The sequence below is a fragment of the Saccharopolyspora phatthalungensis genome (genome assembly GCF_014203395.1).
Taxonomy (GTDB): Bacteria; Actinomycetota; Actinomycetes; order Mycobacteriales; family Pseudonocardiaceae; genus Saccharopolyspora; species Saccharopolyspora phatthalungensis.
In genome coordinates this window covers 1,287,259-1,301,090 of sequence record NZ_JACHIW010000001.1, presented here as the reverse complement: position 1 = coordinate 1,301,090, position 13,832 = coordinate 1,287,259, and the positions used below count along the sequence as shown (strand labels likewise).

General features: G+C 66.6%; 10 protein-coding genes. 7 read left to right on the top strand and 3 right to left on the bottom strand.

Annotated elements, in window-relative coordinates; all coding sequences use genetic code 11:
- Window positions 1–55: 55 nt before the first annotated feature.
- Window positions 56–2,485, bottom strand: a complete 2,430-nt coding sequence (locus tag BJ970_RS05745) for an AAA family ATPase (RefSeq protein WP_184724693.1) — start codon at window positions 2,483–2,485, stop codon at window positions 56–58.
- Between the two features lie 36 nt (window positions 2,486–2,521).
- Window positions 2,522–4,111: a restriction endonuclease gene (locus BJ970_RS36940; RefSeq protein ID WP_221467049.1), complete on the bottom strand. Its 1,590-nt coding sequence runs from the start codon at window positions 4,109–4,111 to the stop codon at window positions 2,522–2,524.
- A gap of 767 nt (window positions 4,112–4,878) precedes the next feature.
- Here BJ970_RS36940 and BJ970_RS39880 point away from each other — a divergent pair.
- From BJ970_RS39880 to BJ970_RS05720, 4 genes are all read left to right on the top strand, one after another.
- A complete protein-coding gene (locus BJ970_RS39880; protein ID WP_376774993.1) occupies window positions 4,879–5,193 on the top strand; it encodes a LuxR C-terminal-related transcriptional regulator in 315 nt (104 codons plus the stop codon).
- 17 nt (window positions 5,194–5,210) lie between these two features.
- On the top strand, window positions 5,211–5,510 hold the full coding sequence (locus BJ970_RS05730; RefSeq protein WP_184724690.1) for a flavin reductase family protein: 300 nt from the start codon (window positions 5,211–5,213) through the stop codon (window positions 5,508–5,510).
- Window positions 5,511–5,890: 380 nt separating this feature from the next.
- Window positions 5,891–7,450: a tryptophan halogenase family protein gene (locus BJ970_RS05725; RefSeq protein WP_184724687.1), complete on the top strand. Its 1,560-nt coding sequence runs from the start codon at window positions 5,891–5,893 to the stop codon at window positions 7,448–7,450.
- On the top strand, window positions 7,450–8,079 hold the full coding sequence (locus BJ970_RS05720) for a DUF6875 domain-containing protein (protein ID WP_184724685.1): 630 nt from the start codon (window positions 7,450–7,452) through the stop codon (window positions 8,077–8,079). Before BJ970_RS05725 ends, BJ970_RS05720 begins: the two co-directional genes overlap by 1 nt.
- A 78-nt stretch (window positions 8,080–8,157) precedes the next feature.
- On the opposite strand, the gene BJ970_RS05715 is transcribed toward BJ970_RS05720, so the two are convergent.
- Window positions 8,158–9,144 carry a methyltransferase gene (locus tag BJ970_RS05715; RefSeq protein ID WP_184724683.1) on the bottom strand — a complete coding sequence of 329 codons (987 nt, stop codon included), beginning with the start codon at window positions 9,142–9,144 and terminating at the stop codon, window positions 8,158–8,160.
- Between the two features lie 418 nt (window positions 9,145–9,562).
- Between BJ970_RS05715 and BJ970_RS05710 the strand changes: the two genes are divergently transcribed.
- The 3 genes from BJ970_RS05710 (at window position 9,563) to lat (ending at window position 13,770) form a co-directional block, all read left to right on the top strand.
- Window positions 9,563–11,431: a DEAD/DEAH box helicase gene (locus BJ970_RS05710; RefSeq protein ID WP_312864132.1), complete on the top strand. Its 1,869-nt coding sequence runs from the start codon at window positions 9,563–9,565 to the stop codon at window positions 11,429–11,431.
- A complete protein-coding gene (locus tag BJ970_RS05705) occupies window positions 11,428–11,997 on the top strand; it encodes an SWIM zinc finger family protein (protein ID WP_184724681.1) in 570 nt (189 codons plus the stop codon). Before BJ970_RS05710 ends, BJ970_RS05705 begins: the two co-directional genes overlap by 4 nt.
- A gap of 405 nt (window positions 11,998–12,402) precedes the next feature.
- The gene (gene lat, locus BJ970_RS05700) at window positions 12,403–13,770 is read left to right on the top strand and encodes an L-lysine 6-transaminase (protein ID WP_184724679.1); all 1,368 of its coding nucleotides are present in this window, start codon (window positions 12,403–12,405) and stop codon (window positions 13,768–13,770) included.
- The last annotated feature ends 62 nt before the right edge of the window (window positions 13,771–13,832 follow it).

The following is a 13,832-nucleotide window of genomic DNA, read 5'->3' as shown; positions in this document are numbered from 1 at the left end:
ACACCGGGTCCGGTGAGCAACTGCTCGACGAAGTCCAGACGCGTTTGGCCTGCGCTCAACGCTTTTCCAGCCATCGCACCAGGCGTTCCGTGTCGTTGATGAGGGTGCGGAGATCACCGTGGTGTCCTCGATGCGCCCCCTGCTTGCAGGCCCTGACGGTGTCCACTGCTCGCGGTCCGGCAAGGCGAAGCCTGGCATACAGTTCGCCGTCCTTGGACGGATCGTCCAGCACGGCCAGGGTGAGTTTGTGGTGCGTCTTCACCGCGTTGGCCAGGAGACTCTCCACGGCAGAATGTTCGTCTCCATTACCGAGCCGGCGGGCGCGGAAGACCTTTTCGCTGGTGGCCTCCAGCGCGGCACGACAGAAGTTCGCGACGAGTTCCGAGCACAGGCCGGAAGGCATGCCCTTCGTCTCCGACAACGCGCGTGCGTCAGCGAGGTACCGGTCCGCGGGATCGTCGATCTTGCGGATCTCCACTTGCGACCTTTCGCGTCGGCACACCTCCCAGACCGTCGCGGGTAGTTGCAACCGACGAACCGCCTCGGTGAGCCGTGCGTCGTGGGTGAACACGACCACCTGGCGAGTGCGTGCGGTGGCCGCGAGCACGTGTGCGAGCCCATCCACCTTGGCCGGATCCATAGCCTGCACCGGGTCGTCGATCACGATGAACCGGAACGGGCTTCGGTCGACCGTCGCTCTCGGGAGGAACAGCGCGAGCCCCAGCGCGTGGAGTTCTCCTTGGCTCATCACGCTGAGCGCTTCGGACCGTGTGCCGTCGATGCTGACGTCGAGGTCGACTCTGCGTTGCACCGTGCCGCCGGCCAACTTGATGTCACCCAAGTCGACGTTGCTCTGCTGCCGCAGCGAACGCCACACGCGCTGGCTCTCCTCGGCGAACGGCTCCCACCGTTCCCTGCGCAGGTCGGCGTTGGTTTTCGTGAGCCACTTCAAAGCCGTGGTGAGCTGCTCGCGCCGAGTGGCCTGTTCCCGCAGTCGGGCGGCGCGGTCGTGCCAGGTGCTGAGCCGCCGGGCGAGAGGTTGCCAGATCTCGTTGCGCTGTTCGAGCGTCGAGATCGCCGCGTGCTGAGCTTTGCCGATGTGGTCGGATAATGCGCGGTGGTGCTCGATGAGTCTTGCCGAAAGTTCCCCCGAGGGGAGTGTTCGGAGCGCGTGCCATTCACGCCAAGCGTGCAGGGCCTCCGCAGTGGGAACACCGGCGACCTCGACCTGGAGCTCCTCGGGCACTGGCTGGATCAGTTCCCGGGCGGCTGCGAGGGCGTTGGTGACGTCTTGCTGGGCGTCGTGAAGTTGCTTCGCATGCCTTTCGTGCTCGTCGGCGGCGTGTTCGGCCTGCCTGCGCCAGGTTGCGTTCAGCGTTCCGTGGCCACAGACCGGACAAGGGCCGTCTCCGGTGGTCTTGTGGTGGGTGATGCTGTGCCGGATCAGCACAGCGAGATTACGTGCGGCTTCGGCTTGTGCCGTGCTTAGCGCGCTGTGCTTGTCGATTGCCACCGTTAGTTTTTCCACCGCGTTCGCGACTTGCTGCGTGCTGGGAAGCTTGAGACCGGTAATGCGCCGAAGCGCGGCGAGTTGAGCGACCGCGGAGTCGTCACCGAGGACGAGATTCGCCACCGCCGTCAGGTCCGGGTCCGGTTCGCCCAGCAGGACCGCACATTCCTGTGCTCGCTCATCGTTGAGCGCCAAACAGTCGTCACGAAGTTGCTCGCGTTCGCACCGCACATCCTTCGCGTGGTCTCGATGCGTTCTTTCGCGTTCGCTGAGGCGTTTGATCGCGTCTCGCACCGAATCGAGACCAAGCAGCCGGTGCAGCGAGTCGTAGAGGTCGCTGGGCCGGCCGTTGATCAGCTTGCCCAGCTCGCTGTAGGGCAGGAACGGGCGGTAGGCGACTAGTTCTTCCTGCCACTGGGCAGCGGGATGGGGTCGTCGTTTCTCGCCGTGGGCATGCTGGGACCACTCGCCTGTCGAGAGGTTGTCGTCGGCCCAGGACCAGGTGATGTGCGTCGGTTTGGCACCCTCGGCGACCAGTTCGAGTTCAACCGACGACTGGCCTGTGTGATGCAGGTTGCGCCACCCCTTCTGCCACACCGCCGGTTTATCGTTCCAGCGCGCGTTGCCGCCGGTGAGGGCAAGTTCGGCGGCTTCGGCGAAGCTCGACTTGCCGGACCCGTTGCGCCCGGCGACAAGAGTGAGGCCCGGTCCGGGTTCCACGTGCAACGTGGCGCGGGAGGACACGCCGCGAAACCCCGTCACGGAAATGGATCGAAGGAAGACGCCGCGCGCGCCGGTTCTCGGCTGGCTGTCCCGGCGCGACGAGACCGCGTGTGTACCCGACAACCAAGCGTCGAGCTCCTCGCTGCCCTCCAACGCGGCCAGTACGAGCTCCTTGGCCGGCTCCGGTAGTGTGCTGTCTTCCGCAACGCGGTCCAGCACCACCTCGTGCACGGCTGCGAAAGCCGGATCCACGATTCCCCTTTCTGGCGCCCTTGGATTTCCGGCGTCTCACTTCCGCCTGTTCGCGGGTTGTTTGGCCCCGAGGATGACGTCTTTGCCGAGATGCTGCTGAATCAAGTGTTTCAGCTCTGGCCCTTCGATCAGCCGTACACGCTCGTTGCGCTTGGCGAAGTCGTGGCTGGACTTGCCGAAGTACGAGGTGGTGACCAGCACCCCCGTACCTGCTTTCTTGTCCTCCATCACGCCCCACAGGGCCCGTACCGCATCGGCCGGCACCACCTTGACGTAACGCTTCGCCTGGATGACCGTCAGCCCGCCCATGATCGGATCGGGGTTGTGCGCTACCCCGTCCACACCGTCGTCGCGGGAGGCTTGCGTGACCCACGACTGCATTCCCATCGCCTCGAAGAGTTCGCGGACTAGGTGTTCGAACTCGGTCGGCGTGAGCTCGACGAGCACCGTGCGGGAATCCAGGCCGGCCGCCACTTCTTCGGCGTCGGTCAACCGGAATCGGGACAGGTCGGGTGCGAAGATTGGCGTGACGGGCTCGACATCGTACGGGTGTGGCGACATCAGGGCGTTGAGGTGGCGCAGGCACTCCCGGGGCTGGAGTCGGTCCAGCACCAGGTCGTCGAAGTCGGCGCGCGTAGCCGAGACGGTGAGCAGGCAGGGGCGGATTCGCTTGCCGGTGGAAGGGTCCGTTGTGGACAAGTGGCAGTTCACCGCGACTTCGTCGACCAGCTTCGCGGGCGTGGCCGCGAACACATCACGCAGTGTCAACAGGGCCAACTGCGCGATCAGATCGGCATATCGTTGCTTGACTTCGGTCGGTTTGCGCTGCGCCGACTCGATCTCGTCGCGCTTCTTGACATACCGGAATGCTGTCTCGGTCGGGATGACGTCGGTGTCCGGCAGTTCGCGAAGCACCAAGACCTGACCGGTGTCCCTGCGGTAGCCGACTTCTATTTCGGTCGGGAGGCCTTCGGGCAGCTGCGCCGTTTCCACCGCCATGCGCACGCAACGCTCGACCGCAGCTGGTTCACCAGCGCGAAAAGACCGCTCCAGCGCGTCGATCTCGGCATTTCGCTCGTCCGCCTGACGCTTGCCTTCGGCTTCCGATCGCTGATGGTCTCGCTGCGCTTTGTCCAGTTCAGCGCGGCGATGTTGCTCGCGTTCGCGATGGGTCAGGAGCTCTTGTTCGAACCGAATCCGCGCCTGGTCAACGGCCCGCATGCGACGGCTTTCACCGCCGAACATTCGCGTGAGGAAACCGGGTTCGGGGGGCGCGAACCGTTCCCACGATGGCTCAGGCTCAGGCGTGCCCAGGTGTCCGGGATTGAACTGGCTGGCGAGATACGGCTTCTTCAGCGCCACGAGGTCGAGTACCTTGCGCCGCTTAATACCTGTCAGCAACAGTGTTGTGAGCTCCTCGGCACGCCGCTCGACTGCTGCCGTGCGTTCCTCGGCTTCTGCCTCCCGCTCTGCTGCGTACTGCGCCTTCCGTTCCCGGTCGGCTTGTGCTGCGGCGCGTTCGGCCTCCCGTTGTTGCTGGGCAACAAGCCGCTCGTATTCCCGTTGCGTCCGAAGCGCTTCCCGCTGCTGGCGTTCGCGTTGCTGCCGCCAGTTGGTCTTCGCCATGCCCCCGGCCCTGTCTCGCTTTGCATTCCGACCGTCGAGCCCGACGAGGCTCCGTGGTCATGGCGTGGAAGGTTACGATCTTGCTGTCCGGGGTCAAGGACCTTCCGAAATGGATCACCTGAATGGCGTAAAATATGGCCTTGGGGGCCGAAGTTAATTCGTGGCGGCAAGGCGAGGCTGCGGGCTAGAAGTGGGTTCTTGCGCTACGTCGATTTGGTCTCCACCGTCTCCACCGCAAACCTGAAGTCGCGCTGGGTGAGCGTTGTTCATCGGCAATGAACCCCGCGTCGTGCCGCTCCAGGTTATCGAGCTGCTACCGCCACCTGTCGCATTCAGTCATGCACGCCTGATGACCGGGGGATACGGCCACGAATTTGCCGGGCTAGCTCCGGGATAATCAGGAGTCCACTCGCGAGGGGCACGCCAAGTGCCCGGTAGCGGCTGCGGGTTGGCATTGTTCCGGGTAGTTGGATAACGGGGCCAAGGCTCGTTGTGGCAACGTGAAAAACGGCAATAATGTGACCTGGGTCACGTTAGGCGAAGTGGGTGTTCGGTTGTGAACTGCGGCATACTCGGCTGCGCGACACCGATGGTCGTACTGGGGTCTGCGAAACAGGGGTGAGATCTGGCATTCCTACACCTTGTTCGTCGTGTCAGTTGCGATCCTGTTCAGCTGCGGGCGAGTTTTGCGGGTGAACGCGGTCGAGAAAAAAGTCCTTTTGCGGGTCTAGTGCGCGTTTCCGGCGCGGCCGGTGCGAGAACGTTTAATGCACGACTTTGTTCTTCGGCGCTGCGATCCGGCAATTCATTCGGCCGGGCGGTGTCGTTCATGGCCGTGTCGTGCGCCGGCGGCATTGGACCTACGCCAAACGCCCGGCCAGCGGCTGGAGCAGCCGCACCGAAACGGAGCGTTCCGTGGCGCAGCTGGTCGCCACCGGGCCGACCAACCGGCAGGTCGCGGCCGGATGTTCCTGTCGCCGCACACGGTGGGCTTCCACCTCCGGCAGATCTTCCGCAAGTTGCACATCCGATCGCGGGTGGAACTGGCTTCCTACCACCGGACACCTCCGGCGGACTTCTAAGCGCAGAGAGGTAGTACATGTTAATTCCGTTGCCCGGCAACGAACGTGATGATGCGCCGGAGCACGATCGGCCACAGTGGAACGTCACGACTCAGCAGCACCGGAGCTTCATACTCGTAGCGGACGCCTTCGCGCGCGCCGGCTGCCGAGTGCGAAGTACGGCCGTCGTCGAGGACCACGAACTGGCCATCGGCGAGCTAGAGGAAGTCGAGTGCACCGTCGGTATGCCGCTGCGCTACGGGCTGCGTCGCTTCTCGGCCTGGGAGCGCACCGAGTGCTCGGCAGGCTTGGGTGGCTGGTGTGTTCGGGGACCGTAAGAGCGACTTGCTCGTCGCGATGGTCACCACCGCAATGACCGGTCCGGCCGTCCAAGCCCTGCTGCGATCGCGCCCCGGAAATCCCCTGCCCATTGGGTGAACGCGTGGGACTCTAGGCTCCGCCCGCAGTTGCGTCGGAGCCGCATGCCACACGTCCGCGTGGACCGTGGCGGAGTTGCTTGTTCCTACGTCAGGGGGTGCGCACAGTCGATCTCGGATATGTCGGCTCCAGCAGGGGAAAGAGGTGTCATGGGCGAGCCCGGCGCAAGATCGTCATCCTCGGGGGGCGACGGGATGGAGGCCCGCCTCCTGCCTCGCTCGTGCCGCGGGGCGGATGGTGAGGATCACCGTGCTGCCCGCGCAATCCTTGGAGGAAAAGCGTGATCAGATCCGTGGTGATCGTCGGTGGCGGTACTGCGGGGTGGATGAGCGCCGCGTATCTCAAGGCCGCGTTCCAGGACCGCGTGCCGGTCACCCTGGTGGAGTCGCAGCGGATCGCGACGATCGGCGTCGGCGAGGCCACGTTCAGCACGATCCGGCACTTCTTCGAATACTTGGACCTACCGGAGCAGCAGTGGATGCCGCACTGCGCGGCGTCCTACAAGCTGGCCATCCGGTTCCAGGATTGGCGCGGCGTCGGCCACCACTTCTACCACCCGTTCGAACGGCCGCGCACCGTCAACGGACTGAGCCTCGCGGACTGGTGGCTGCGGTTGGGCGAGCCGGGGTCGGCCTTCGACCAGAGCTGCTTCCTCACCCCCTCGCTGTGTGAGGCGAAGCGGTCACCGCGCCGGCTCGACGGCGAATTGTTCGCGGCCGACCTGGACTGCCCGCTCGGCCGCTCCACCCTCGCCGAGCAGCGCGCCCAGTTCCCTTACGCCTACCACTTCGACGCGGACCTGCTGGCCCGTTTTCTGGCCGGTTACGGGGTGGATCGCGGCGTCCGCCACGTCGTCGACGACGTCGTGGCGGTGGGGCAGGACGAGCGCGGCTGGCTCACGCACGTGCGGACCCGCGAACACGGGGAGTTGGCCGGTGACCTGTTCATCGACTGCACCGGATTCCGTGGCATGCTCATCAACAAGACGCTCGGCGAGCCGTTCCAGTCGTTCGCCGACGTCCTGCCGAACAACCGAGCGGTCTCGCTGCGCGTGCCGCGCGAGGACCCCGGCGCGGCAGTCGCCCCCTACACGACCGCAACCGCGATGGGCGCCGGCTGGATCTGGACCATCCCACTGCACCGGCGCAACGGCACCGGTTACGTGTACTCCGACCAGTTCTGCAGCCCGGAGGAGGCGGAGCGGACGCTGCGCCGCTTCTCCGCCCCGGGGCGGGATGACCTAGAGGCCAACCACATCGCCATGCGCATCGGTCGCACCAAGCGACCGTGGGTGGCCAACTGCGTGGCGATCGGACTGTCCAGCGCGTTCGTCGAACCGCTGGAATCCACCGGCATCTTCTTCATCCAGCACGCGATCGAGGAACTGGTCAAGCACTTCCCGGACACGCACTGGGACAGTGCGGTGATCGACGCCTACAACCGCCGGATGGCGCATGTGGTGGACGGGGTAAAGGAGTTCCTCGCGCTGCACTACCGCGCCGCTGCCCGCGACGACACGCCCTACTGGAAGGAAGCGAAGCTCCGGCCGGTTCCGGACGGACTGGCGAACCGCTTGGAGCACGGCGCAAGCCTGCTGCTCGACGAGTCCACCAGTTATCCCCGATACCACGGGTTCGAGCCGTACTCCTGGAACACCATGCTGCTCGGCCTGGGCGGCGCTCCCCGCGCGCCGCGTCCGGCGGTCAGCCTGATGGACCCCGAACCCGCACGACGGGCGTTCGCGGCCCTGCGCCGGGATGGCGAGCAACTCGTGCGCGCACTGCCGTCCTGCTCGGAATACCTCGCCACCCTGCACCGAGCGTCCGAGGGGGAGAGCTGATGTCTGACGACCGCTTGGCATTGGCGCGCCGGTGGGTCCGGGAGTACACGCCGAATCCGCATCCGGACCTGGGGCGTGACGGAGTCGTATGCCCCTACATGGTCCGCGCCCTGCGCCGGAACTACGTCCGGATGGAGAGCTTCGACGCCGCTCGCGACGACGAGGAACTCGTGGCCCTGGCCCGGCGCCTGCTCGATGACAGCCTCCGGCGCGCAAAGACGATGGGCCCCGACCGCACCTACCTGGTTTCGCTGATCGTCCCGCACGGAAAGCCCGAGGACGAGTTGAAAGCCTTGGTCGGCCGGGCTCACGCGGTGCTCAAACCGGATTTCGTCCAAAGCGGATACATGGCCGGGGACTTCTGGCCGGACCACGAGACGGTGGGGCTGCACAGCGACACCTTCCGGCCGTTCACCAGCCCCGTCCCCATCCTCGGCATGCGGCCGATAGTGCCGGCGGATCTGCTGTTCTTCGTCAAGCACGAGCCGACCCCGCAGGACCGGCTGCGGTACCTGCGGTACTTCCAGACCCTCTTCTCCGGTCGGCTCAACGAGTACTGGCAGGCCGAGCTCGACCGGGAACTGGATCGGGCGGAGCGCGACGCGCAGGCCACCAGAAGCACGAGGTAGTGACCAAGATCTTCCAGCGACGCTGGGAGCCGAACGCGGCACTGTCCGGGTTGCGTTGGGAAACGCCACGCGCCGCCGTCAGGAAGCCTGGATCGCTTCGATCGCGACCGCACCGCCGTTGAGCCGGTGCCGCTTTCGGACGGCGAAACCCGCGTCCGAGAGCAGCCTTTCCATCTCCCCCGCAGTGCGTTCCCGGCCCCCGACAACGGCGAACATGTAGAGGTCCATCAAGTGGTTGAGCAGATGTGGATCCTCGTTCGAGGGTGTGCTGCGCTCGATGACCAGCAGCGCAGCCGATAGGGGCATGGCTCGTCGGCAAACCCGCAGCAGAGCCACGCACCTCTCGTCCGGCCAGTCGTGCACGATGTCCCGAAGAACGTACAGGTCGCCCCCGGAGGGGACGGATTCGAAGAAGTCCCCGGCGATCACCTCGCAGCGCTCCGCGAGTCCGGCGGTGGCCAATCGACTTCGAGCCCGCTCCGCCACCGATGCCGTTTCCAGCAGTACGCCGCGGGATTCGGGGCAGGCGGTCAGCACGTGTTCGAGCAAGGCGCCGTCCCCGCCGCCCACATCCACCACGGTGCGGTAGGACTCCCACCCGACCACGGCCAGCTCCGCCAGCGTGATCTCCAGATCGGCCGCCTGGGACCGGTAGAACACGGCCTGTAGGTCGGGTGCGCCGTCGAGGTAGCTGAACACGTCGACCCCGAACGTCGCGTCGAACGCCGGTTCACCGGTGCGCACAGCGGGCAGCAAGTGGTCCCAGCACCGGCCGATGGGCCCGCCCACGAGCAGTGCGCAGTGGCGGGCCGTTCCCGGGACGTCCTCGCGGAGCGTGTTGCCGAACGGGGTCAGCGCCAGCCCGCCGTTCGCCGGATCCTCACTGAGCACGTCGAGGTTGATCAGCACGAGTACAAGCCGCCGCACGGCCGATTCATTCGCGTCGAGGTCGACGGCCAGTTCCGCCGCGGTACGGGGACCTTCGTGCACGACGTCGGGAATCCGCAGGACGACCGCCGCGTGCAGCGCGGACGACACGAGACGCCCGAGGAGCAATTGGCGCATCGCGATCTCGTTTGGAATTTCTTCCGGCGTGTCCATCGTTCTCCCATCCGAAGGCGGTGACGGCCGGAGACTACGCCGATCTGCCGGTATGGCCCGGAAATCGATACCGCACGAATGGGTTTTCCGGCCGCTCGGCGCCGATGTACGGGCCCTCGGCCCGGCAGCGAACCTCCGTGTTCTAGGGATGGAGCGAGATCATCAGCGGCAGATGCGGTGTTTTCGGCTGGTACCGGGCGGTCCGACGGCTAGCATGGCGGGCTGTGCCAGCACCGATGAACGAGCAGGTGTCGCCCCGCATCGGCTACGAAAACCCAGTCCTCGACTCGTGCTCGGTGGCGGCCTACCCGCTGCTGCGGTTGACCGATCCGACGACGCCATGATCGCGTCGTCTTACTAGTGCTGACCAGGAGATTGCTTCGTGCGCGCGGTTGTTCCGGACGAACTGCAGGTCACCTACGAACCTGGCACGGCGAGGTTCGCGTTCTGGGCGACGGATGACCCCGGCGAGGCCCTGCGCGACCTGGGTTTCCCGGAGGGTGCGGAAGAAGAGCTGCCCATAGCGTTGCCGGAGGCTCCGAATTCGTCCCGGGCGGTGGCTACCAGCGTGCTGGCCAGGTTCGTGCCCCTAGCCACCGCCGTCTCCGCGCTCGCCAACGATGATCACATCCGGGCCAGCGTTACGTTCCGGGTGTGGCGCGAGGCGGCAAGGCTGGCACGTGGCGGGGCGTGCTGGTCGGACTACGCCGCGCTGGCGCAGCGAATTCCACCGGCCGGGCACGCGGTTCTGCTGCCGGACAAGCGATCCGTTCCCACGGCCGAGGCGTTGTTAACGGAGTTCCGCACCGCGGTTGAGTTGGCCATCGAGTCGCCGGTGCAGGCGAAGCTGCGGGAGTACCAGGAGCACGGCGTCGCCTGGCTGCGGACGTTGCCCGAGCGCGGTGGCGGCGGCATTCTCGCCGACGAGATGGGGTTGGGTAAAACCCTGCAGGCGATCTGCCTGATGGCTGCTCGCGCCTCGGAGCGGCCGCATCTGGTGGTGTGCCCGACGTCGTTGTTGCGCACCTGGGAACGGGAACTCGCCCGATTCGCCCCCCAGGTACCGGTGGTGCCCTTCCACGGATCGCGACGTCGGCTGGAACCCGATGCGATGGCGGGCGGGAGCGTGGTGGTGACCAGTTACGCACTGCTGCGCCGGGAAAGCGAGCTGCTGCGCAAGATCGACTGGGACGTCGTGGTGGCCGACGAGGCCCAGCAGATCAAGAATTCCGCTTCGCAGGCCAATCGCGTCGCGCGTCACCTCAACGCGCGGTTGCGGCTGGCGATGACGGGTACGCCGGTGGAGAATCGGCTGGATGATTTGTGGTCGATCATGGCAGTGACCAACCCCGGTCTCCTCGGCACGCGCAGTCGGTTCCGCGCCCGGTTCGCCACGCCCATCGAGCAACGCCGATCGATCCGCAGCGCCCAGCGGCTGAGCTCCATGATCGAGCCGTTCGTACTGCGCCGGACGAAGGGAGAAGTCGCCGCCGACCTGCCCGCCAAGCAGCACGTGCTGGTGGCGTGCACGCTGACCCGCGAGCAGGCGGCGCTGTACCGGCAGTGCGTGGCGGAGGCTTTCGATGCCGGGTTGGGCACCGGAACGACGCGACGCGGACGCGTGCTGGCGCTGCTGACGCGGCTGAAGCAGATCTGCAACCACCCGGCCCAGTTCCTCGGCGAGTCCGGCCCGCTCGCCGGTCGTTCCGGGAAACTGGACCGCACCGCCGAAATAGTCGAGGAGATCGCGGACGCCGGCGAGCGCGCCCTGGTGTTCACGCAGTACACGGCGATGGGCGAACTGCTGGCCGAGCACCTCGGGGCGCAGTTGGGGCACGCGGTTCCGTTCCTGCACGGGGGGTTGTCGAGCGGTCGACGCGACCAACTGGTCACTCGATTCCAGGAAAGCGATGACGCCGCCCAGGTCATGGTGTTGAGCCTGCGCGCGGCCGGGTACGGGCTGACGTTGACGCGCGCGAGCCACGTCCTGCACTACGACCGGTGGTGGAACCCGGCGGTGGAGGACCAGGCCAGCGACCGGGCGCACCGGATCGGCCAGACGCGCCGGGTCCTGGTCCACACGCTGCTCACCGACGGCACGGTGGAAGAGCACATCACCCGGATGCACGAGCAGAAGCGCGACCTGGCATCGCTGGTCACCGGCCGTTCCGAGGCCGCGGCGCTCGCCGACCTCCCCGATCGGGACCTGCGCGAACTGCTGGAGCTGACCAGCGAGGGGGAGAACGGATGACCGAGTACGGTGCGACCGCGTGGGGACAAGCGTGGTTGCGGCTCGCCGAACCGACGATGGTCACCGGGATCGACACGCGACTGCCCAAGGCCCGGGCGATCGCACGCCGCGACGCGGTCCACGGCGTCGAAACCGAGCCCGGCGGAATCAGCGCGCACGTCACGGTCCGCGGCCGCGACTATCCCGTGCGGATCCGGTTTCCCACCTGGACCGAGGAAGAAAGGAAGCCGGTCGGCGAATACCTGAAGGCCCATCCCGGTGCGGCCATGATCCTCTCCACCGGGGATGCGCCCGACGAACTCGCGGCACAACTGGCCAGCGCGCCGGACCCGGACCAGATCGAGATCGACTGTCCCTGCCGTGAGTCCCGCCGCCCCTGCATGCACGCACTGGCCACGTACTACGCACTCGTCCAGCACATCGACGAGGTACCGGCCCTCGCCTTGGTGCTCCGAGGTTTTCAGCCACACCAGGCGGAACGGGTCTTGGCCGACCGGGCCGCCATCCCGCTGGAGGAACTCGACGCACGCGGATTCTTCGAGGAACGCCCCGTTTCAGCCGACTGACCCGCGCGTACGGACGTCGCCGGTTGGTGGAGGGGCGGCGATGGCGTTGGGTTCGGATGCCGAGCCGATTCCTGATCGCTTTCGGGATCGCGGCTGGACCGTCGTCGAGGGCTTTCGGTCTCATGTGGAGCTGGCGACCTGATGACCTTCGTTATCGGATCGGTCAGGCGTTCGATCGGCAGTGGCCGTCCCGGGTTGCCGCGTCGGCGCCCTGAGTGAAGCTCTAGCCACTCGATCGGGTTGTTACCCAGCTCAAACCCGGCGGCGGGCCCTACCTGAGTAAAAAGAAAATCTTTCTCTCTTAATCGGTGTTGGCTGAAGAAAGTTGCTCGCCTGAGTCGTTCTGTTGTAATTTTTGTTGGGAGATGATGCGCCACAGTGCGCCACGACGGCGGGAGGCCCAACATGACCGCGCAGCAGGAGACCGTTCGTGACGTGGTATCGACCGACGTGCATGGTCCGCGCGAGGCGGCGACCGACCCTGTCGCGGCGCTGAAAGCGCACGTGACCGGCGACCTGCTGAACATCGTCGTGGACCTCGACGCCGGTGACGGGTGCCGGCTCCGCGACGCACGCGACGGCACCGAGTACCTGGACATGACGATGTTCTTCAGCTCGGCACCGCTCGGGCACGGTAACCCGGGGCTGCGCACGCCCGAGTTCGAGGCGGCGCTGGTGCGCGCCGGGCGCGTCAAGCCGTCCAACCCCGACTTCGCCACCGCCGAGCAAGCCCATTTCGCCGAGACCTTCCGCCGCGTGGTCGGCGTGCCCGAGCTGCCGCTGCTGTTCTTCATCGACGGCGGCACCCTCGCGGTGGAGAACGCGTTGAAGGTGGCGTTCGACTGGAAGACGAAGGTCAACGCGCGCAACGGAATCGGGGTGCGCGGCAGTCGCGTGTTGCATCTTGAGCGGGCCTTCCACGGCCGCAGCGGCTACACGCTTTCGCTGACCAACACCGATCCGGCGAAGATCCGCGACTACCCGATGTTCGACTGGCCGCGCATCCCCAGCCCGGCGGTCGCACCGGGCGAGCGGTGGGACAGCGCGGAATTGCTGCCAGAGGAGACGAACGCGCTCGACGCCGCCCGCGCCGCACTGCGTCGGTACGGCAGGGAGATCGCCTGTTTCGTGTACGAGCCGATCCAGGGCGAGGGCGGCGACCGGCACCTGCGGCCCCAGTTCTTGCAGGCGGTGCAGGAACTCTGCCGGGAGCACGACGTGCTCACCGTCGCCGACGAGGTGCAGACCGGTGCGCTTACCGGGCAGGCATGGGCGCACGAGGCGCTTGGTCTGGAGCCGGATCTGGTCGCGTTCGGCAAGCGCCTGCAGGTGTGCGGGGTGATGGGCGGGCGGCGCGTGCTGGAGGTCGCCGACAACGCCTTCCGCGAGATGAGCCGGATCAGCTCCACCTGGGGCGGTTCACTGGTCGACATGGTGCGCGCGACCAGAATCCTGGAGGTCGTCGAGAGCGAGGGCCTGTTCGAGCACAGCCGGCTGATGGGCGAACTGCTGCTGGGCGAACTCCGTGACCTGACAGCGGAATTCCCGTCGGCGATTCACCAACCGCGCGGCCGCGGCCTGATGTGCGCGATCACCTTCCACGACCCGGCGCGGCGCGATCGCGCGTTGGCCATCGCCCGCGACAGCTACCACGCGCTGTTCCTGCCGTCGGGTCCGGACTCGCTGCGGTGCCGCCCGCCGCTTTCGGTCCAACCGGCGGAGATCATCGACGCGGTGACCGCGCTGCGCAACACACTCAAAGACCTGCCCTGAGGACTCGCGCGTTGGTGAGCACGTCTGCGGCGCGGCGAGCAGGTCAGCGAGTACCACCTGAA